Genomic DNA, 20897 nt, shown 5'->3' with positions numbered 1-20897 from the left:
CATCGACGCACGAAACTTGAAGAAGGGATGGCTTTATGACGGTTGCTTTTTGGTGCATTTTGATCGCGATTTTCCTGCCTTACCTGTGCACGGGCGTGGCCAAGATCAGTGGCGGGTTCGGGTTGAACGACAACCATGATCCCCGGGATTTTCTCGAGTCGCTAAACGGATTGGGCCGGCGTGCCCATGCGGCGCAACTGAACGGTTTTGAAGTGACCCCGGCGTTCGCCGCGGCCGTGATCGTGGCGTACCTGGCCGAAAATGCCGAACTGGTGACGATCGATGTGCTGGCTGTGTTGTTCATCACCAGCCGGCTGCTGTACATCATTTGCTACCTGGCGGACTGGGCGATTTTGCGATCGTTGGTGTGGTTTGTGGGGATGGGGTTGATCGTCAGTTTGTTTGTGGTGTCGGCTTAGAGGCAAGATCAAAAGACCGCAGCCTGCGGCAGCGCCTGCAGATGCCGTAATCCATCCGCGATATAGCGGTGAATGCGTTCAAGTGTAGGCGTTGCCGAAGGCTGCGATCTTTGCTTTTAAAGCTTGTCGGCAACCTGCGGCACTTGCGGTAGTGCCGCGCCTTTGGGCCACAGCATCCAGATCTGCCCCTGCTGTTTCATGTCGCCCGCCAGCTGCCCGGCCGCCTCGCCGGTGCCCCAGAACAGGTCCGCCCGGACTTCACCCGCGATCGCGCCGCCGGTGTCCTGAGCCGCCACCGGACGAACCAGTGCCGAACCGTCCGGTTTGGTGGTCGATAACCACAACAGACTGCCCAACGGAATCACTTTACGATCCACTGCCGCACTGTAGCCGGCGGTCAGCGGTACGTTCAGCGAGCCGCGAGGCCCTTCATTGCTGTCCGGGTTGCGGGTGAAGAACACGTAGCTGGGGTTGCTGGCGAGCAGTTCGGGAATGCGCGTCGGGTTGGCCTTGGCCCAGGTGCTGATGGCGCCCATGGTCACGTCTTCTTTCTTCAGCTCGCCCTGTTCGACCAGCCAACGGCCGATGGGCCGATAGGGATGACCATTCTGGTCGGCATACGCAATGCGCAACTGCCGGCCACTGTCGAGCTGGATGCGTCCCGAACCCTGGATCTGCAGGAATTGCAGGTTCATCGGGTCAGTCAGCCAGGCGACGACCGGTGCCTTGACCCCGTTGGTCTCGATCGTGGCCGCATCGTCGTAGGGCTTGAGCACGCGTCCTTCGAGCCGGCCGCGCAGGCGTTTACCCTTCAGTTCCGGGTAGAGGCTGTCCAGGGAGACGATGATCATGTCTTCGGGTACGCCGTACACCGGGATATTCGCCACGTCGGTCTGGGTCAGGCTGCCTGGATAGACCGGTTCGTAGTAGCCGGTGATCAGGCCGTTGGGGTTGTCATTGGCCGCACGCAGGCCATAGACATCCAGGTTCTGCTTGAGGAACCCGCGAATCTCGCCGGCGGTTTGTGGCACGTTGGCGGCAGCGGCGCAGGTCGAACCCCAGACCGGGTCGGCCTTGAGTCGGGTACATGCGCTGCGCCACGAACCGAAGCCGGCCACCAGGTCAGTGTCGGACACCACGGGAAGCGCTTCCCAGGTGGCGCTGGAGTAGGTCGCCAGGGCGTGGGTTTTCGGTTTGTCGGGTTCGCCGCCGGTGCAGCCCGCCAGCACGGCAATCATTGGAAGGGTCCAGGCCAGGCTGTGACGCCATGCCTTGTAACGGCTGTTCATGAAGTAATTCCTTTGCCGGTTGCCCGAGTGCTCGCTGCGCTCATGCAACCCGTATTGATAATAGGGCTATTGGTGTTTGCGGGTGACACGGGGATACTGGCGGCCGTTTCCAGTGACCTGAAGCCACCATGACTTTCAAAAGACTTTCCATTGTATTGCTGGCCTGTCTGACCTTGTCCGCGTGCGGCGGTGTGGACCCCAACTCGCCGCTGGGCCAGCGCAAGGCGATCTTCAAGCAAATGCTCAAGACCAGTGAAGACCTTGGCGGCATGTTGCGTGGCCGTATTGCGTTCGACGGCGGGCGATTCGCTGACGGGGCGGTGAAACTTGATGCGCTGTCCCGCGAGCCGTGGAAACATTTTCCGCAGGTGCGCGAAGAAGATCACACCAGCGCCAAGGACGATGTCTGGCAGCAGCAGGCACGCTTCCAGGAATTGGCCCGCAGCCTTGAAGCCGCCACCGGTGACCTGGTGATTGCCAGCAAGGTCCAGCCCTACAAGGCCAGTAACCTGGGACCGGCCGTGCAGAAAGTCGAAGATGCCTGCAGTGCTTGCCATAAAGAATTTCGGGATCACTGAGTTGCGGTGCTCTAACTGACGTAATCGCTGGCAAGTCGGATCGCCGCACCGCCGCTCCCACAGAGAATGCGGTCAACTGTAGGAGCTGCGGTGCGGCGATCCGGCTTGCCCGCGAAGGCGTTTACATAGGCGCTGCAAGGCTCAAGGCCGCCTTCGCTGGCAAGCCAGCTCCTACGGGGCAAGCCCGGCGCCGACAGGGTCACTTGTCCAGTTCGTCGAGCGCTTCCTGCAGTTCCTTGCGGGACTCGGCGAGTTTGTCTTTGCGCTTGTTGATTTTCTCGGCATCGCCCTTCTTCATCGCCTTGTCGAGGTCGGCCTGGCGCTTGCTCACTTCGTGCTTGGCGTCGAGCACTTTGTTCTCCCGCTCTTTCTTCAGGGATGCCTCGGTGCAATGGGCGGTGACTTCGCTCAGGGCCGTTTCAAGGCCAGCCTGTTGATCGGCGTTGCCGCGAGACTTGGCCAGTTCGATCTGGTTGATGATGCCCTGTTTCTTGGCGGCGCACCCGGTCAGGCCCGGAGCTTCTTCGGCGGCCATCAGCGGAGCGGCCATCACACTGCATAGGGTCAACAGGGCGAGGGGTGAAAGAAATTTCATAAAAGCTCCATGTGAAGGCAATCGGGTCGATGTGGCGATGGGATGTTTGAGCCCGCCGACACCATTGGGTTCCAGGTGTGGCGGGCATCAACGGCCGCTAGAACCCGTCAATCCCCGCCACACGTAATGTTTCACTCAAGGCCAGGACCTGCGGATCGCGGAAAAATGCGCTCAATTGCGCCGCGCGTCCCGGACCGATACCGGTTTCGGCCTGCCATTGTTCGGTGTTGCGTTGCGCCAGTACCTGCCATGAGTCGGCGAGGCGTGCCTGGCCGGTCGGCGGCATGCCCAGGGCTTTGAGCCAGCGCACGAACGGTCGTTGCCGGGCGATGCTGAAACTGTTCAACAGGCGCGCACTGCTGCGCTCGCCGAAGCCGTCAATGTTAGCAAGCTCTTGGGCATCGAGGGTTAACCAATCCAGCAGTCCGTTCAGGTGGCCTGTTTCGAGAAGTTTCTCCCAAGTGCCCGTACCGACATGGGGCAAGGCCAGCCCCTGGTTGCCACTGAGCCAGGCCAGGCGTGCAAGAAATTGACTTTCGCACCCCGGAGTCGGCTGCCAACAACTGAGCGGATGAAAGTCCGCTGCCAGCGGCACCTTCAACTCAGTGCGTTCGGTGCTGCGCAGGACCACACCATCGAGCCTGGGAATGGTCAGGCCCGCCAGGCTGATGGCGACCTGATCGCCTGGCCGGATGTCCATTGCTTCCCAGCGTTGCAGAGAGCTCACACTGACTCGCTTGACCTGCCGGTCATCGAGCCTCAGCGGCGTCAGTTCCAGCACCGGCGTGATGCGCCCGGTCCGGCCGATCTTGAAGTCGACCCTGCGCACCTCGGCCAGCGCCTGGGCAAAGGGGTATTTCCAGGCAACGATCCAGTAAGGTGCCTTGGCCTGCCAGCGTTCGGCGGGTGGACGTTGCTCCTGGCGCAGGACGATGCCATCGCTGGCAAAGGGCAGGGGGGAGCGGTACCAGTGATCGCGCCAGCGTTCAGCATCGGCGAATGTCTTGATCGGTTGACTGTAGGGCGCAGTGCTCGAGAACCCCAATTCATCCAGTGCTGCCGTGCGTGCGGTCAAACTGGCCGGCCCTTGGGGCCAGTCCCAGACAAACAGGCCGACCCCGGCAGCGTGCTCGGCACTCAGTACCTTGCGGGCCATCAGGCCGGCCACGGTGCCGCGGGCACTGAGGCTGCCAGCCTGCGCTTGTACGTGGTCGGTCACGCGCAAATAGAGTTCGCCTTGCACCAGCAGATCCAGTGGTTGTGTCAATTGCTGGGGGATGCCGGCAATCTGGCGTGCCGGGGTGGTCCAGTCCTGGCCAGTGAGTCCGTCGCCGCGACTGATCGCCTGGGCCAGCAGGCCTTTGCGGTAGATCAGTGTCACCGCCACACCGTCGACCTTGGGCTGAATCCAGACATCGTTGCGACCTTGCAGCCAGGCTTCGACGGCGCGACTGTCATGCAGTTTCCCCAGGCCGGTCTGGGCGATGGGGTGAGCAACGGGGCCACCTGCCGTGCGCAACGGTTCGGGGGAGGAGCCGGCGGCGAAGCATTCTCGCCATTCGTCCAGTCGAACACGGGCCTGGTCGTAGAGTTCGTCGGCGACCAATGAGCGACCGTCGCGATGATAGCTGTCGTCCCAGAGGTCGATCTGTTTTTGCAGTGCGCTGATTTCGGCCTGGGCGCGAGTCGGCGGCCAATCCGGGCATTCGGTGGCGTGGGTGGTCAGACAGAGAAAGCTCAGTACGAAACCGAGTAATGCACGCAGGTCGGGGAGCATCGAGAGCGTCCTTGCTCGTTGGGGATGCTCGAAGGTTAGTCAATATTGTCTGGCGAGCAGGGTGGGTGTTTTGCCTGGTGTTTCTGTGGTGATCGGGCTGGCCTCTTCGCGAGCAAGCCCGCTCCCACAGGGGATTTGTGAACGACGCAGATTCACTGTGGGAGCGAGACCGGCTTGCCGGCGAAAGCGGCGACGCAGTCTAAAGTGCAAGACAATAAAAAGCCCCGCACGGCGAACCGGGCGAGGCTTTTTGTACTGCCAGGAAAGTCTTACAGGCCGGCAGCCGAACGCAGGGCGTCGACGCGATCGGTTTTTTCCCAGGTGAAGGTGGTGAACGTATCGTCACCCACGGTCTTGGTCGCCGGCGTGCGACCGAAGTGGCCGTACGCAGCGGTTTCCTGATACATCGGGTGCAGCAGGTCGAGCATGGTGGTGATTGCGTAGGGACGCAGGTCGAACACTTCGCGGACCAGGTTGATGATTTTCTCATCGCTGATCTTGCCGGTGCCGAAGGTGTTCAACGAGATCGACGTTGGCTGGGCCACTCCGATGGCGTAGGACACCTGAATCTCGCAACGCTCGGCCAGGCCGGCAGCAACGATGTTCTTGGCCACGTAACGACCGGCGTAGGCGGCCGAGCGGTCAACCTTCGACGGGTCTTTGCCGGAGAACGCACCGCCACCGTGGCGAGCCATGCCGCCGTAGGTGTCGACGATGATCTTGCGGCCGGTCAGGCCGCAGTCGCCTACCGGGCCACCGATGATGAATTGGCCGGTCGGGTTGATGTGGAACTGGGTGTCCTTGTGCAGCAGTTCAGCAGGCAACACGTGCTTGACGATCAGCTCCATCACGCCTTCGCGCAGGTCTTTGTACGACACTTCAGGGTTGTGCTGGGTCGACAGCACGACCGCGTCGATGCCCACCACCTTGCCGTTTTCGTAACGGCAGGTGACCTGGGACTTGGCGTCCGGACGCAACCACGGCAACAGGCCGGATTTACGGGCTTCGGCCTGGCGCTGTACCAACTGGTGAGAGAAGGTGATCGGTGCGGGCATCAGCACGTCGGTTTCGTTGCTGGCGTAGCCGAACATCAGGCCCTGGTCACCGGCGCCCTGATCTTCAGGCTTGGCACGGTCGACGCCCTGGTTGATGTCGGGAGACTGCTTGCCGATGATGTTCATCACGCCGCAGGTCGCACCGTCGAACCCGACGTCGGAGCTGGTGTAGCCGATGTCGGTGATGACGTCACGAACGATCTGCTCAAGGTCAACCCAGGCCGAGGTGGTGACTTCTCCGGCAATGATTGCCACGCCGGTTTTCACCAGGGTTTCGCACGCCACGCGGGCGAACTTGTCTTCAGCAATGATGGCGTCCAGCACTGCATCGGAAATCTGGTCGGCGATTTTGTCCGGATGCCCTTCAGACACGGACTCGGAGGTGAAGAGGGAGTATTCGCTCATCTCGATTTTTTCCTGAATTTACCGATGGTGAGTGTCGCCAGTCGGTCGCTGAAAGTGGCGGACCTGAATCTGGAAACCATTACGTAAGCCTACATAGAGGCTTTCCCCGGGAACGAGTCCCGCGGCGGTGGCCCAACGGGCGAGATCGTCCTGTTCAAACCCCAACCAGAGATCACCGCAGGCCTCCCTGGCCCAACTCTGGTTGTGGCTACATAACTCGGTCACTAACAGGCTGCCGCCGGGGTGCAGCAGGCTGGCCATGTGCTTGAGCGCATCGGCCGGCGCGGCAAAGTGGTGCAGCACCATGTTCAGTACAACGCAATCGGCCTTGAGGCTCACACCATTCAATGCATCGGCCAGTTGCAGGCTGACGTTGAGCAGGGACTCGCGCTCGCAGACCTGGCGCGCCAGTTCGAGCATGGCCGGGCTGTTGTCCAGCGCCGTGACCCCAGTGAAGCGGCGCGCCAGTTCCGGCAGAAAGGCGCCGTCGCCGGGGCCGACTTCAATGGCCGTGGCGCCTGGGTTGAAACTCAGCTTGTCGAGCAATGCCACCACGCTTTCGCGGTATTGCGACAGGCCGGCGATCAAGTCTTGCTGGGCGCGAAACTTCTCCGCTACCCGTGAAAAAAAGTCCTGGCTGGCCGCGGCTCGTTGTCCATGGACCTGAGCGATGCGCGACTGCACGTCGGCAGGCAAGCTCAGGTTATCCACCTCATCCAGCAGCGCGGCATGCAGCTTGCCGCCCGGCAGGTCGGTGTGGGGCAGGGCGCGACGGTAAAAAATCGCATTGCCTTCACGGCGGGTGGCCACCAGGTCGGCCTGGGCCAGCACCTTGAGGTGATGACTCATGCCCGATTGGCCGATGCCGAAGATCTGCGCCAGTTCCAGTACGCCAAACGAGTCATTGGCCAACGCGCGCAATACCGTCAGGCGCAGAGGATCGCCACCGGCCTTGCACAGGGCCGACAGCTCATCGCAAGGGTCATGTCGAATGGAGCGCGCGCGTAAGTTCATAGGCCGGCAGTCTAGTGACGCTCAGATAGCATCGCAAGGGCAATATCAAAAAGTTTTGATATTGCTCGATAGATGGCACTTCTCAGGCCCAGGTTCACTCAATAGACGGATAGCGGAAAGGTTTCATCAGGCGAATACGCGGTTATCCATTGGAAAAACCTTCTCAGATGATTATCTGTCATTGCCCCGAGGCGTGTCGGTGAGGGAAAATGCTCGCCTTTTTTCCGTTTCGTTTTATTCACTCTCGATTCAGAACCCGCAGGAGAACAGCGATGCCCAGCCGTCGTGAGCGTGCCAACGCCATTCGTGCCCTCAGCATGGATGCCGTGCAAAAAGCCAACAGCGGCCATCCCGGTGCCCCTATGGGTATGGCGGATATCGCCGAAGTACTTTGGCGTGACTACCTCAAGCACAACCCGAGCAATCCATCGTTCGCCGACCGTGACCGCTTCGTGCTGTCCAACGGTCACGGCTCGATGTTGATCTACTCGCTGCTGCACCTGACCGGCTACGACCTGTCGATCGATGACCTGAAAAACTTCCGCCAGCTGCACAGCCGCACCCCGGGTCACCCGGAATTCGGCTACACCCCGGGCGTGGAAACCACCACCGGTCCACTGGGCCAGGGTCTGGCCAATGCCGTGGGTTTCGCCCTGGCAGAAAAAGTCCTGGCGGCGCAGTTCAACCGTCCTGGCCATAACGTTGTCGATCACCACACCTACGTGTTCCTCGGTGATGGCTGCATGATGGAAGGCATTTCCCACGAAGTCGGCTCCCTGGCCGGGACTTTGGGCCTGGGCAAGCTGATCGCGTTCTATGACGACAACGGCATCTCCATCGACGGCGAAGTCGAAGGCTGGTTCACCGACGACACGCCCAAGCGTTTCGAAGCCTACAACTGGCAGGTGATCCGCAACGTCGACGGTCACGACCCGGAAGAAATCAAGACCGCGATCGAGACTGCACGCAAAAGCGAGCAACCGACCCTGATCTGCTGCAAGACCACCATCGGTTTCGGTTCGCCGAACAAGCAAGGCAAGGAAGATTGCCACGGCGCCCCATTGGGTGACGCGGAAATCGCCCTGACCCGCAAGGCACTGAACTGGAACCACGGTCCATTCGAAATCCCGGCCGACATCTACGCCGAGTGGGACGCCAAGGAAGCCGGTCACGCGGCCGAAGCCGAATGGGATCAGCGTTTCGCGGACTACTCCGCCGCCTTCCCTGAGCTGGCCAACGAGCTGGTGCGTCGTCTGAGCGGCGAACTGCCGGCTGACTTCTCCGAGAAGGCCGATGCCTACATCGCTGAAGTGGCGGCCAAGGGCGAAACCATCGCCAGCCGTAAAGCCAGCCAGAACGCATTGAATGCCTACGGCCCGCTGTTGCCGGAACTGCTGGGCGGTTCGGCTGACCTGGCCGGTTCCAACCTGACCCTGTGGAAAGGTTGCAAAGGTGTCACGGCGGAAGATGCCAGCGGCAACTACATGTACTACGGCGTTCGCGAATTCGGCATGAGCGCGATCATGAACGGCGTGACCCTGCACGGCGGTCTGGTGCCGTACGGCGCGACCTTCCTGATGTTCATGGAATATGCGCGCAACGCGGTACGCATGGCTTCGCTGATGAAGAAGCGCGTGGTGTTCGTCTACACCCACGACTCCATCGGCCTGGGCGAAGACGGCCCGACTCACCAGCCGATCGAGCAACTGACCAGCCTGCGCAGCACGCCGAACCTCGACACCTGGCGTCCAGCCGATGCCGTTGAATCGGCCGTGGCCTGGAAGCTCGCCCTGGAGCGTAACGACGGTCCGTCGGCGTTGATCTTCTCCCGGCAGAACCTGCAGCACCAGACCCGCAATGCGATTCAGATCGAAGAGATCGCGCGTGGCGGTTACGTGTTGAAGGACTGCGCCGGCGAGCCGGAGCTGATCCTGATCTCCACCGGTTCGGAAGTCGGCCTGGCGGTTCAGGCATACGACAAGCTGACCGAGCAAGGTCGCAAGGTGCGTGTTGTTTCGATGCCGTGCACCAGCGTGTTCGATGCCCAGGACGCCGGCTACAAGCAAGCGGTCCTGCCATTGCAGGTCAGCGCCCGTATCGCGATCGAAGCCGCGCATGCGGACTACTGGTACAAGTACGTGGGCCTGGAAGGTCGCGTGATCGGCATGACCACCTACGGCGAGTCGGCGCCTGCGCCAGCCTTGTTCGAAGAGTTCGGCTTTACCCTGGAAAACATCCTTGGTCAGGCTGAAGAGCTGCTGGAAGACTAAAGCACGACGCGGTTGCCCAGGCTGCCGCGGTCCCTGTGTAGGAGCTGGCTTGCCAGCGAAGGCGGTGTTTCTGTCACAGAATATGTGATGGATGTACCGGCCCCTTCGCTGGCAAGCCAGCTCCTACAGAGGGTTGTGTTGCACATGAGAATTTCGTCTGGCTGCGCATTATCGAGAACCCCATGCCTCAACCGCGTCCCTACAAAGTTGCACTCAACGGCTACGGCCGGATTGGTCGTTGCGTCTTGCGTGCGTTGTTTGAGCGAGGCTCGACGGCCGGGTTTGAAATTGTCGCGATCAACGATCTGGCTGACATGGCCAGCATCGAATACCTGACACGCTTCGACTCCACCCACGGGCGCTTTCCCGGCGAAGTGAAGGTCGATGGCGATTGTCTGCATATTAATGGCGACTGCGTGAAAGTCCTGCGCAGTGCCACCCCCGAAGGCATCGATTGGGCGTCGCTCGGCGTCGATCTGGTGCTGGAGTGCTCCGGCGCTTACCACACCCGTGAAGATGGCCAGCGTTTCCTCGACGCGGGCGCACCGCGGGTGCTGTTTTCCCAGCCGATGGCCAGCGAGGCGGATGTCGACGCCACCATCGTCTATGGCGTGAACCAGGATTGCCTGACCGGCGACGAGTTGCTGGTGTCCAATGCATCCTGCACCACCAACTGCGGCGTGCCGCTGTTGCGCCTGCTGGATCAGGCCATTGGTCTGGAATATGTATCGATCACCACCATCCATTCGGCGATGAACGACCAGCCGGTGATCGATGCCTATCATCACGAAGACCTGCGCCGCACCCGATCGGCGTTCCAGTCGGTGATTCCGGTGTCCACTGGTCTGGCGCGTGGCATCGAACGCCTGTTGCCGGAACTTGCCGGGCGAATTCAGGCCAAAGCCGTACGGGTGCCGACGGTTAACGTGTCTTGCCTCGATATTACGATGCAGACCGTCAGCGACACCGACGCCACCGAGGTCAACCGGATTCTGCGCGAGGCCGCCACCCATGGCCCGCTCAAAGGCCTGCTGGCCTACACCGAGTTGCCTCACGCAAGCTGTGATTTCAATCATGACCCCCATTCGGCCATCGTCGATGCCAGTCAGACCCGAGTTTCCGGCCCACGGCTGGTGAACATCCTGGCCTGGTTCGACAACGAATGGGGTTTTGCCAACCGAATGCTGGACGTTGCCGAGCACTATCTGCAAACAGCTACCAAGCTTTCAGTTTCTTAAAAACAGTAACCCAGGAAATGCGACCCATGACCGTGTTGAAGATGACCGACCTCGATCTGCAAGGTAAGCGCGTACTGATCCGCGAAGACCTCAACGTCCCAGTCAAGGACGGTGTTGTCACCAGCGATGCGCGAATCCTGGCCTCGCTGCCGACCATCAAGCTGGCCCTGGAAAAAGGCGCGGCGGTGATGGTCTGCTCGCACCTTGGCCGTCCGACCGAAGGCGAGTTCTCGGCCGAGAACAGCCTCAAGCCAGTCGCTGACTACCTGAGCAAGGCGCTGGGTCGTGAAGTGCCGCTGGTGGCCGATTACCTGGGCGGCGTTGACGTGCAGGCCGGCGACATCGTGCTGTTTGAAAACGTGCGCTTCAACAAGGGCGAGAAAAAGAACGCCGACGAACTGGCCAAGCAATACGCCGCCCTGTGCGACGTGTTCGTGATGGACGCTTTCGGCACCGCTCACCGTGCCGAGGGTTCGACCCACGGCGTGGCCAAGTTCGCCAAAGTCGCCGCTGCCGGCCCTCTGCTGGCGGCCGAACTGGATGCACTGGGCAAGGCCCTGGGTGCCCCGGCTCAGCCAATGGCGGCCATCGTTGCCGGCTCCAAGGTCTCGACCAAACTCGACGTACTCAACAGCCTGAGCCAGATCTGCAATCAACTGATCGTCGGCGGCGGCATTGCCAACACCTTCCTGGCCGCTGCCGGTCACCCGGTCGGCAAGTCCCTGTACGAGCCGGACCTGCTCGACACCGCGCGCGAAATCGCCGCCAAAGTCAGCGTGCCACTGCCGGTGGACGTTGTCGTGGCCAAGGAATTCGCTGAAAGCGCCACCGCTACCGTCAAGCTGATTGCCGACGTGGCCGCAGACGACATGATCCTGGACATCGGCCCACAGACCGCGGCGAATTTCGCCGAGCTGCTGAAGTCGTCCAAGACCATCCTGTGGAACGGCCCGGTGGGCGTATTCGAATTCGATCAGTTTGGTAACGGCACCAAGGTCCTGGCCCAGGCCATCGCAGAAAGCTCGGCGTTCTCCATCGCGGGTGGCGGCGATACACTGGCAGCCATCGATAAATATGGCGTAGCTGATCAGATCTCCTACATTTCCACCGGTGGCGGCGCGTTCCTCGAATTCGTCGAAGGCAAGGTACTGCCGGCCGTTGAAGTGCTTGAAAGCCGGGCCAAGGCCTGAGACTGCCGATCTGACCAGGCAAAGGAGTGTTCACATGGTCAAGACGTTAGCGCTGTTGATCGCTGCGGGGATGCTGGCGGCTTGCGGGAGTAACCCGAAAGCCCCGTCGGTGCCCGAGACGCCTGAACAGGACAAAGGCTGCTACCAGGCCGACTGGCAGGCCGAAACCAACCCGGTGATCAACAAGCGTTCCGGGCCTGATGGCCTGGAAAAATACGAGACCCAGACCCCGGCCAAGGAACATGGTTGCCCTTGACGGGTCTGACACTTTACTCAGGACTGGCGGCGTGCGCCGTCAGTCGAGGAACATGGATGAAAGGTTTTATCGCCATTACGGCGCTGGCCCTGCTGGCAGGTTGCTCCAGTCTGAACCTGTTCAAGCCTGCCGAATCGACGGACAGCTGGACCACCTGGACCTGCGACAGCCAGGCCAAGGTGCTTTGGCGCTACACCGACGCCGCCCGCAAGGACGTCGACGTTCGCCTGGGAGGTGCCGATCAGGTCTACCGTTTGAAGCTTGAACCGGGCGCCGAAGGCTCGCTGTACAGCAACGACATGCTGGCGTTTCACATAAAAGGTGAGGAAGGCCTGGTGTACTGGGTCGCCACCAATGATCTGATTGGCCGCGGTTGCCACTTGTAGGAGCGAGCTTGCTCGCGATGGTCGTTAACGATGACGCTGGATACCAGAGTGTCCGCGTTGTCTGGGCCACCATCGCGAGCAAGCTCGCTCCTACAGAAGGGCTGACGTTTAGAGTGATGCAACATCCGAATTCGCAGCCCGGACCAACCCCCGATCTGCAAAAACTTGAATAGCCGCCGCCGCTCCGGCAGGCTGGCACGATTAACGACCCAAACCGGGAGAGACACGCACAATGGCACTTATCAGCATGCGCCAGATGCTGGACCACGCAGCCGAATTCGGCTACGGCGTTCCAGCCTTCAACGTCAACAACCTTGAGCAGATGCGCGCCATCATGGAAGCCGCTGACAAGACTGACTCCCCGGTGATCGTCCAGGCTTCGGCGGGTGCTCGCAAATATGCTGGCGCCCCGTTCCTGCGTCACCTGATCCTGGCGGCAATCGAAGAGTTCCCGCACATCCCGGTGTGCATGCACCAGGACCATGGCACCAGCCCTGACGTCTGCCAGCGCTCCATCCAACTGGGCTTCAGCTCGGTGATGATGGACGGCTCCCTGGGCGAAGACGGCAAGACGCCGACCGACTACGACTACAACATCCGCGTTACCCAGCAAACCGTGGCCATGGCTCACGCCTGCGGCGTCTCGGTAGAAGGCGAGCTGGGCTGCCTGGGTTCGCTGGAAACCGGCATGGCCGGTGAAGAAGACGGCATCGGCGCCGAAGGCGTTCTGGATCACAGCCAGATGCTGACCGACCCGGAAGAAGCCGCCGACTTCGTCAAGCGCACGCAGGTCGACGCCCTGGCCATCGCCATCGGCACCAGCCACGGCGCCTACAAGTTCACCAAACCACCGACCGGTGACGTGCTGGCCATCGACCGCATCAAGGAAATCCACAAGCGCATCCCGAACACTCACCTGGTGATGCACGGTTCGTCTTCGGTACCGCAAGACTGGCTGGCGATCATCAACCAGTACGGCGGCGACATCAAAGAAACCTACGGCGTGCCGGTTGAAGAAATCGTCGAAGGCATCAAGCACGGCGTGCGCAAGGTCAACATCGACACCGACCTGCGCCTGGCGTCCACCGGTGCGATGCGTCGCCTGATGGCCACCAACCCTAGCGAATTCGACCCGCGCAAGTTCTTCGGCGCGACCGTGACTGCAATGCGCGACGTGTGCATCGCTCGTTACGAAGCCTTCGGTACGGCTGGCAATGCTTCGAAGATCAAGCCGATCTCGCTGGAAGGGATGTATCAGCGTTACCTGAAGGGTGAGTTGAACGCCAAGGTCAACTAAGTCCTCAGCGTTTTAGCAGTATTAAAAAACCCGCATTAATGCGGGTTTTTTATTATTTTGGATTGTGCGATCCAGTTACTTATCGTGATCAATATCCAGCTTGGTGAACGTTACCTTCCCGCCTTCACTGGTGTACCCGGTGTGGTCCTGCACATACACCCCGGCCTTGAAGTACAGCGGCTTGACGCTCCAGGTCTTGCTGATGTCGGTGTCCCACTGGTAACCGGCGGCACTGATGCCCAATGCGCCGCGAGGGCTCAGGTGAATCATGTAGGAGAATTGCTGATCCAGTTTCACGCCGGTGGCAATGGTGATCACCCGACCCTCGCCGTCATCGGGGCGCATGCGCACTTTGGCGACAATGTTGCCTGTCTTCGTGCTGGTCTTGTACTGGTACTCGACCTTCACCATGGGCTTCTGGCTTTTATAAGCGTGAATCTGGCCGATGACGATCTTGCCGGAACTGGGTACCTGGTTGACGGCCAGCGTGGCACGCAGGGAGTTGTCGGCGTCCGGGTAGAGCCAGTTGCGCAGGGTTCCGTTGCTATAGGTTTCGCGCAATTCAGTGCGAGGATATTTTGCGTTTTCAGTGCGCGTACCCGTCACCGGCGACCAGAAAAAAAGGGTGCCGGTATTGGAGTGGAAGTATTGATCCTTGAAGCCGTTCACCAGTTTTGGAGTGTCGACGGTGTACGGCGGATTGCCGACGGGAACACTCAGGTTCCAGGTTGCGAGATCGATCATAGTCAAAAAGCTTCCACGATTTTTTTGCTGCACGCACGTGCCAGATGCTCTAGTACGCGCCTTGGAGGGCGGTCTTTATAATCGCAGCAGGCTGATTTGTTAATGCCCGTCGGGCAGATGATTGGCGTCAACATCCTGTCGAAATGCCATCTTTCCCGGTTTCAGGGGCCTGTAGGGGCGACCGTTAGTCGGCAAATGTACGCAATGGTTAAATGATGGCGTACTGACACCTTCTGCTTTCACAGATCCCGGTCTAGAGTGAAGGCTTAGTACCGGTCCGGCTTTCATCAGAAGCCGGCCTGCCGCCCCAAAAAAGAGAAGCAGCATGGAATGCGCGCAAGCGACGCCAGCCGAAGCCAGCTCAATTCTTTTAATCGTCGATGACTACCCCGAAAGCCTGATCAGCATGCGCGCGTTGCTCCAGCGCCAGGACTGGCAGATCTTGACCGCCGCCTCGGGCTTCGAAGCCCTCGACCTGTTGCTCGAATACGATGTCGACCTGGTGCTGCTGGATGTGCAGATGCCAGGGATGGACGGCTTTGAAGTCGCGCGACTGATGCGCGGCAGTCAGCGTACCTGCCACACGCCGATCATTTTCCTCACCGCCAACGAACAGTCGCAGGCCGCCGTGATCAAGGGCTATGCCAGTGGCGCGGTGGATTACCTGTTCAAACCGTTCGACCCGCAAATCCTCAAGCCGAAAATCCAGGCGCTGCTTGAACATCAGCGCAATCGCCGCGTATTGCAGCGCCTGAGCCATGATCTGGAACTCGCTCGCGCGTTTAATGCCTCGGTTTTGGACAACGCCGCCGAAGGCATCCTGGTGGTGGGTGAGGAGGGGCTGATCCGCTTTGCCAATCCAGCGATGTCGCGGCTGCTCAATGCCACGGTGCAAGACCTGCAGGGCAAGGAGTTCCTGGATTTCCTGCAAAAGCCACACATCCCGGTCTGGGCCGATTCCGAATTGCTCCGCGGTTACAGGCGCGGTGAGACCCTGCGCCTGCATGATGCATTGCTGCGCACGGCGCCCGGCCAACAAGTGCCGGTCGCGCTGTCCTGCGCACCTTTACCCGCCGAGCAACAGGCCATGGTGGTGACGGTGCTGGACATGTCGGTCGTGCGTCATTTGCACCAACAGCTGGAGTATCAAGCGGTCACCGACCCGCTGACCGGGCTGCTCAATCGTCGGGGTTTCTACCAGACGGTGGAAAACCTTCTGCTGCGGGGCGAACGTACTGACAGTGTCTGGGTATTGCTGTATCTGGACCTCGACGGCTTCAAACGGGTCAATGACTCCCTCGGTCACGATGCCGGTGACCGGGCACTGCGTTGGGTCTCCGAACAGTTGAAAGCCTGCCTGCGATCTTTCGACATTCTGGCGCGCATGGGCGGCGACGAGTTCACGGCGTTACTGGACCTGGAATTCCCCGAGCAGGCGGCAAAGATCGCCGAGAAGCTGATTGAGCGTGTGTCGATCCGTCAACAGATCGACGGCCTGGATATTGCCTTGGGCGCGAGCATCGGTATTGCCACTTTCCCGGATTGCGGGGCCAATCTCGACGGCTTGCTGCGAGCGTCGGACATCGCCATGTATGAAGCCAAGCGTGCCGGCCGCCAGCAGTATCGCTTCTACGATCACGAAATGAATGGCCGGGCACGCTCGCGGTTGATGCTCGAAGAAAGTGTGCGCACGGCCATCGATAACCGTGATTTCAATCTGGTGTATCAACCTCAGGTGGCCATTGCCAGCGGACAGATTCGTGGCTTTGAAGCGCTGCTGCGCTGGCACCATCCGAGTGTCGGCGATGTGCCGCCAGGGTTGTTTTTGCCGTTGCTGGAAGAGGCGCGGTTGATCAGTCGGTTGGGCAGCTGGATCTACCAGCGCGGGGCAGGCCAGCGCAAGGCCTGGGAAACCTTGTTTGCCGAGGACCTGGTGCTGGGTGTCAGTTTGAGCGGCACGCAGTTCGGCATGCCCAATCTGGTCGCCGAGTTGCGCCAGGTGCTGGAGCGCAACGGTTTGCAGGCACGCCATCTGGAAGTCGAGATCACCGAAGAGTCCTTGATGCACAATCCCGACGAAACCCGCAAACAGCTGCGCTTGCTGCGCAACCTGGGGGTGCGGGTGGCCCTGGATGACTTTGGCACCGGGCCGTGTTCGCTGTCTCATCTGCGCGACCTGGAACTGGACACACTCAAGCTCGACCGGCACTTGATCTCTCGGCTGCCGGCGTCTTCACGGGATGCGGCGCTGGTGCGCAATGTGATCGACCTGTGCAGGCAATACGGAATGCTGGTAGTTGCCGAGGGCGTAGAAACCGTTGCGCAATATGAGTGGCTGCACGCCAATGGCTGCGAGTACGTACAGGGGTTTTTGGTCGCTCGGCCGATGATGGCCGAGGACGTCGGCGATTTTGTGCAGCCGTTCGACTGGAGCACGCTGGTCCGCTGAATTCGCTACACTGGCGGCCTGTTCGTTCTGATGTTGTCCGTCCCGATGACCGTGTTGAAATACCTCCAGGCCTATCCTGCTGCATTGCAGGACCAGGTGCGCCAGCTGATCGCCGAAGGTCGTCTGGATGCCTATCTGAGCCAGCGTTACCCGCAGAAGCACGACGTGCAGAGCGACAAGGCGCTGTATACGTACGCGCTGGAATTGAAGCAGGCGTTCTTGCGTAACGCCCCGGCCATCGACAAGGTCTTGTTCGACAATCGCCTGGATCTGACCCATCGTGCCCTCGGCCTGCACACCACGATCTCCCGGGTGCAGGGCGGCAAGCTCAAGGCCAAGAAAGAAATTCGCGTGGCCTCGTTGTTCAAGGAGGCACCATCGGAGTTTTTGAAAATGATCGTGGTGCATGAGCTGGCGCATTTCAAAGAGTCGGATCACAACAAGGCGTTCTACCAGTTGTGCGAACACATGTTGCCGGGGTATCACCAGGTGGAGTTTGACTTGCGGGTGTACCTGACTTGGCGGGATATGCAATAAAGATCAAGATCAAAAGATCGCAGCCTTCGGCAGCTCCTGCGGGCTGCGATCTTTTGATCTTCTGTAATGCGGAGCGCAGGGATGGATGTCAGCAAGACTAAAAGCAGCTTCTACCGCCGGTTGTACGTGGCGTACCTGATCGACAGTGGCCTGGCGAGCAGCGTCCCGGCGTTGACCGACGTGACCGGAATGCCCCGGCGCACCGCGCAGGACACCATCGCGGCGCTGGCGGATCTGGATATTGTTTGCGAGTTCGAACAGGAAGAAGGCGCGCGCAATCATGCCGGGCGTTACCGGATTCGCGAGTGGGGGGCGATTGACCGGGGGTGGATCGAGCGTCATTTGCGGCAGATCAAGGCGGTGTTGGATTACCCCTAGCTTCTGCGGCGTTTGATTTGTCGCCTTCGCTGGCAATCCAGCTCCTACAGGGATCGCGGATGGAATACAAATTTGTAATCCCGCCCGGAACCTGTGGGAGCTGGCTTGCCAGCGAAGGGGCCCTCAGGAACGACGCATCCCGATATGCGGAATGTCATCTTCCAGAAATTCCTCCCCCGCCACCACAAACCCGTACCGCCCGTAGTAACCCTGCAAGTGCGACTGGGCCGACAGATAGATCGGTACTTCAGGCCAGCGCTTTTCAGCTTGCTTCAATGCCTGATTGATCAACTCGTGACCCAGTCCCTGGCCTCGTGCCTCTGGTGCGGTAATCACCCGTCCGATCACTACATCGCCACCCTGTAGCTCCGGGTCAAGCAACCGCAGGTACGCCACCAGCCGATCACCGTCCCACGCCATCAAATGGCAGGTGTCGCCTTCCAGATCCTGGCCGTCCACGTCCTGGTAGACGCATTTCTGCTCGACAACGAACACCTGCGCACGCAACTGCAGAATGGCGTACAGCTGCTCTTTGCCCAAGTCACTGTGGTGTTTGCAGACCCAATCGATTGTCATCTTCACATTCCTTGATCAACTCGCTCCGATACTAAGCGCCCAGGCCAAAGATGTCTTTATGGCGAACAAATCAGTGACAAAGGGGCTAAATGTCACTGGGCATTTCGTACCTCTCACGCCTCGTTCGTATCCTTGATCAAATGCGCCGCCAACGTGCGTAACGGTCCCAGTTGCCGGCAGATCAAGCCCAGCTGTGTCTGCACCAGCCGCTGCCCTTCATCGATCTCATCCGGCATGTGTTCCAGCTCATTGGCCAGCGCCTCTTCCTCATCGCTCTGAATCGCAATCGGCAGTTTGCTCGCCAGCCCTTGGGCGATCTCATCGATACTGGCCGCCAGTCTCACCCCTGCACCCTCGATCAAATGCTCGCGCACCTCCGGCGGTAGCCGGGTTTCGCGATGCGCGCCCAGACCTGACAAATAGCTGAGCAAGGTGTGCGACAGCACCAGAAACCGAAACCCGACATCCGCCTCCTTACGGAAATGCCCCGGCTCCATCAGCATGTTCGCCAAGGTGGTCGACAGCGCGGCGTCGGCGTTGTGGGCGTTGCGTCGGGCCAGGCGATACGCCAGGTCGTCGCTTTTGCCGACGGCGTATTGCTGCATGATCTGGCGCAGATAAACGCTGTTGCAGGTCAGTGTGTTGGCCAGCACTTTGTTCAGGCGTCGACCCTGCCAGTCCGGCAGGAACAGGAACACCGCCAGCCCGGCGATCAGGCTGCCGAGCAAGGTATCGAACAGTCGCGGCAGGAACAGCCCGTAGCCGTCCCCGACCTGATTGAAGCAGAACAACACCAGCAGGGTGATCGCAGCCGTCGCCAGGGTGTAGCGGGTGGTGCGGCTGATAAAGAACACCACCCCGGCCGCGATCGCGAAGCACGACTGGATCAAGGGGTTGGGGAACAGATCGAATAACGCCCAGGCCACAGTCAGGCCGATGCCGGTGCCGATGATCCGCTGACCCAGCTTGAGTCTTGTGGCGCCGTAGTTTGGCTGACAGACAAAGAGCGTGGTGAGGATGATCCAGTACCCCTGGGACGGGTGGATCAAATGCACCATGCCGTAACCGATGCTCAAGGCCAGGGGCAATCGCAGGGCGTGGCGGAACAGCAGCGAGGTCGGTGTCAGTTGGGTGCGCAAGCGTATCCACACATCCTTGAGGCTGTGTGGCGAACGGTCGAGCAGGCTGCTGTCGGTGGCATCGGCCAGCGCGTCGGGGTTGCTGGCATCGCTGAGCAAGCGGTCCAGGGTGCCGAGGTTGGCCGCCAGTGCGCGCAATGACCGCAACAGGCCGCGCCAGGCCGGGTTGCTCTGGTTGCGCAGGTGTTCGAGGGAGGCGTGCAGGTCGCTCAGGGCCTGGGCAAAACTGGCGTCATAAATGAATGGCTGGCGCATCTGGATCGACTCGGCCAGCGCGCGGCAGGCTTTGCCTTGCTGGCGCAGCAGGCGCTGGCAGCGGAACAGCACGTCGCTGTGGAAGAAGGCATCGGCCAGGGCGTTGTAAGGGTAGTGCGAGGAACTGGCGCGCTCGTGGATGTCCTGGGCGAGGAAGTACAATTTCAGGTAACGGCTGACTTTCGACCCTGGTCGACCATTGCCGACCCGGTGCAGGATGATTTCCTTGGCGGCGTTCAATGCGGCCACCACTCGGCCGTTCTGCTGGGCCAGTTCCAGGCGCTGTGCTTCGACGTCCATCTGCCGGATCGGCTCGAACAGCGACGATTTCAGCTTCAGGTAATAACCCAATTCACGGAACAATCGCGCCAGGCTCTGCTGCACCGGCTGGTTGGAAAACATCGCCTGCCACAGCACCGAGAGCAAGCCGTACCAGGCCGCACCGGCCACCAGCAGCAACGGTTCGTGCCAGAAGTCGGTCACCGCTCCGCCGCGCTGGTCGACACCGATCATGGTGTAGACCGACAGGATCAGCGTTGCCGACGCAATCGCACCATAGCGTTCGCCCAAGGCGCCCAGCATGGTCAAGCCGAAACTGGCCAACGCGAGGGCAATGACAAAGACGATGGGGTAGGGGAAGAGCAGTTCGACGGATAGGGCGGCGACGCTGAAACACACCAGCGTCACGGCCAGGGCGTTGAGACGGCCTTGCCAACTGTCGTCGGTCTCGGCCAGGGCGCTGGCGATGATGCCCAGGAACAACGGGATCAGCAGCGCCATTTCATCCTGATACCAACACAGCGCCATGCTGCCGGTCAGGGCGATGAACACCCGCACGCTGTAGCTGAATTTATCCAGCGCCCAGAGGCGCCGCAGTGACTGACTGAACGGGGTCGATGACATGAAGTGCGAAGGCCTTCCGAGGCAATGACGCTAAATTGAGCCAGTAATGACGTCGACGCAATGGCGCCGATCACATCTGACAGCAAAATCTGTTCCTTCTCCGTGCGAACCATCCCCTCATTTGAAATGCGATCCCCTGTAGGAGCT

At 60.5% G+C, this 20897-nt stretch carries 19 protein-coding genes; 11 read left to right on the top strand and 8 right to left on the bottom strand.

Going from position 1 to position 20897, the window contains the following annotated elements; all coding sequences use genetic code 11:
* Positions 1–35: 35 nt before the first annotated feature.
* Positions 36–419, top strand: a complete 384-nt coding sequence (locus ELQ88_RS32840; protein WP_128874092.1) for an MAPEG family protein — start codon at positions 36–38, stop codon at positions 417–419.
* 116 nt (positions 420–535) lie between these two features.
* Here the strand turns inward: ELQ88_RS32840 and ELQ88_RS32835 are convergent, their stop codons facing one another.
* Entirely contained in the window at positions 536–1708 is a 1173-nt protein-coding gene (locus tag ELQ88_RS32835) for an MltA domain-containing protein (protein WP_128874091.1), read from the bottom strand.
* A 128-nt stretch (positions 1709–1836) separates the two neighbouring features.
* Here ELQ88_RS32835 and ELQ88_RS32830 point away from each other — a divergent pair, with 128 nt between their 5' ends.
* Positions 1837–2286, top strand: coding sequence for a cytochrome c (locus tag ELQ88_RS32830; RefSeq protein ID WP_128874090.1), 450 nt, complete (start codon positions 1837–1839; stop codon positions 2284–2286).
* A 199-nt stretch (positions 2287–2485) separates the two neighbouring features.
* On the opposite strand, the gene ELQ88_RS32825 is transcribed toward ELQ88_RS32830, so the two are convergent.
* The 4 genes from ELQ88_RS32825 to ELQ88_RS32810 all read right to left on the bottom strand — a co-directional run bounded on the left by ELQ88_RS32825 (position 2486) and on the right by ELQ88_RS32810 (position 7132).
* Positions 2486–2881: a DUF1090 domain-containing protein gene (locus ELQ88_RS32825; protein ID WP_128874089.1), complete on the bottom strand. Its 396-nt coding sequence runs from the start codon at positions 2879–2881 to the stop codon at positions 2486–2488.
* A 97-nt stretch (positions 2882–2978) separates the two neighbouring features.
* Positions 2979–4658 (bottom strand): NAD-dependent DNA ligase LigB, encoded by a 1680-nt coding sequence (gene ligB / locus ELQ88_RS32820; protein WP_128874088.1) that lies wholly within the window; start codon positions 4656–4658, stop codon positions 2979–2981.
* A gap of 269 nt (positions 4659–4927) precedes the next feature.
* Positions 4928–6118: a methionine adenosyltransferase gene (metK, locus tag ELQ88_RS32815; protein ID WP_128874087.1), complete on the bottom strand. Its 1191-nt coding sequence runs from the start codon at positions 6116–6118 to the stop codon at positions 4928–4930.
* A gap of 18 nt (positions 6119–6136) precedes the next feature.
* Positions 6137–7132: a metalloregulator ArsR/SmtB family transcription factor gene (locus tag ELQ88_RS32810; protein ID WP_138969375.1), complete on the bottom strand. Its 996-nt coding sequence runs from the start codon at positions 7130–7132 to the stop codon at positions 6137–6139.
* Between the two features lie 272 nt (positions 7133–7404).
* Here ELQ88_RS32810 and tkt point away from each other — a divergent pair, with 272 nt between their 5' ends.
* The 6 genes from tkt (at position 7405) to fba (ending at position 13769) form a co-directional block, all read left to right on the top strand.
* Positions 7405–9402: a transketolase gene (gene tkt / locus ELQ88_RS32805; RefSeq protein ID WP_138969374.1), complete on the top strand. Its 1998-nt coding sequence runs from the start codon at positions 7405–7407 to the stop codon at positions 9400–9402.
* Positions 9403–9584: 182 nt separating this feature from the next.
* Positions 9585–10640 (top strand): erythrose-4-phosphate dehydrogenase, encoded by a 1056-nt coding sequence (epd, locus tag ELQ88_RS32800; RefSeq protein WP_128874085.1) that lies wholly within the window; start codon positions 9585–9587, stop codon positions 10638–10640.
* A 26-nt stretch (positions 10641–10666) separates the two neighbouring features.
* Complete coding sequence (locus tag ELQ88_RS32795) at positions 10667–11830, top strand: phosphoglycerate kinase (protein WP_128874084.1); 1164 nt, start codon at positions 10667–10669, stop codon at positions 11828–11830.
* A gap of 34 nt (positions 11831–11864) precedes the next feature.
* A complete protein-coding gene (locus tag ELQ88_RS32790) occupies positions 11865–12086 on the top strand; it encodes a hypothetical protein (protein ID WP_128874083.1) in 222 nt (73 codons plus the stop codon).
* Positions 12087–12142: 56 nt separating this feature from the next.
* Complete coding sequence (locus ELQ88_RS32785; protein ID WP_128874082.1) at positions 12143–12472, top strand: MliC family protein; 330 nt, start codon at positions 12143–12145, stop codon at positions 12470–12472.
* A gap of 232 nt (positions 12473–12704) precedes the next feature.
* Positions 12705–13769, top strand: a complete 1065-nt coding sequence (gene fba, locus ELQ88_RS32780; RefSeq protein ID WP_008151974.1) for a class II fructose-bisphosphate aldolase — start codon at positions 12705–12707, stop codon at positions 13767–13769.
* A 75-nt stretch (positions 13770–13844) separates the two neighbouring features.
* On the opposite strand, the gene ELQ88_RS32775 is transcribed toward fba, so the two are convergent.
* Complete coding sequence (locus tag ELQ88_RS32775; RefSeq protein WP_138969373.1) at positions 13845–14513, bottom strand: polysaccharide lyase family 7 protein; 669 nt, start codon at positions 14511–14513, stop codon at positions 13845–13847.
* Positions 14514–14838: 325 nt separating this feature from the next.
* Between ELQ88_RS32775 and ELQ88_RS32770 the strand changes: the two genes are divergently transcribed.
* The 3 genes from ELQ88_RS32770 to ELQ88_RS32760 all read left to right on the top strand — a co-directional run bounded on the left by ELQ88_RS32770 (position 14839) and on the right by ELQ88_RS32760 (position 17877).
* The gene (locus ELQ88_RS32770) at positions 14839–16962 is read left to right on the top strand and encodes an EAL domain-containing protein (protein WP_138969372.1); all 2124 of its coding nucleotides are present in this window, start codon (positions 14839–14841) and stop codon (positions 16960–16962) included.
* 45 nt (positions 16963–17007) lie between these two features.
* Positions 17008–17499, top strand: coding sequence for a M48 family metallopeptidase (locus ELQ88_RS32765; protein ID WP_138969371.1), 492 nt, complete (start codon positions 17008–17010; stop codon positions 17497–17499).
* Positions 17500–17580: 81 nt separating this feature from the next.
* On the top strand, positions 17581–17877 hold the full coding sequence (locus ELQ88_RS32760) for a winged helix-turn-helix domain-containing protein (RefSeq protein WP_128874078.1): 297 nt from the start codon (positions 17581–17583) through the stop codon (positions 17875–17877).
* A gap of 123 nt (positions 17878–18000) precedes the next feature.
* Here the strand turns inward: ELQ88_RS32760 and ELQ88_RS32755 are convergent, their stop codons facing one another.
* Complete coding sequence (locus ELQ88_RS32755) at positions 18001–18453, bottom strand: GNAT family N-acetyltransferase (protein WP_128874077.1); 453 nt, start codon at positions 18451–18453, stop codon at positions 18001–18003.
* 113 nt (positions 18454–18566) lie between these two features.
* Positions 18567–20750 (bottom strand): YccS family putative transporter, encoded by a 2184-nt coding sequence (yccS, locus tag ELQ88_RS32750; protein WP_138969370.1) that lies wholly within the window; start codon positions 20748–20750, stop codon positions 18567–18569.
* Between the last annotated feature and the right edge of the window lie 147 nt (positions 20751–20897).

The organism is Pseudomonas sp. MPC6, assembly GCF_006094435.1.
Classification (GTDB): Bacteria; Pseudomonadota; Gammaproteobacteria; order Pseudomonadales; family Pseudomonadaceae; genus Aquipseudomonas.
Note: the sequence above shows the minus strand (reverse complement) of the source record. Positions and strands in the feature narration are given on the sequence as shown.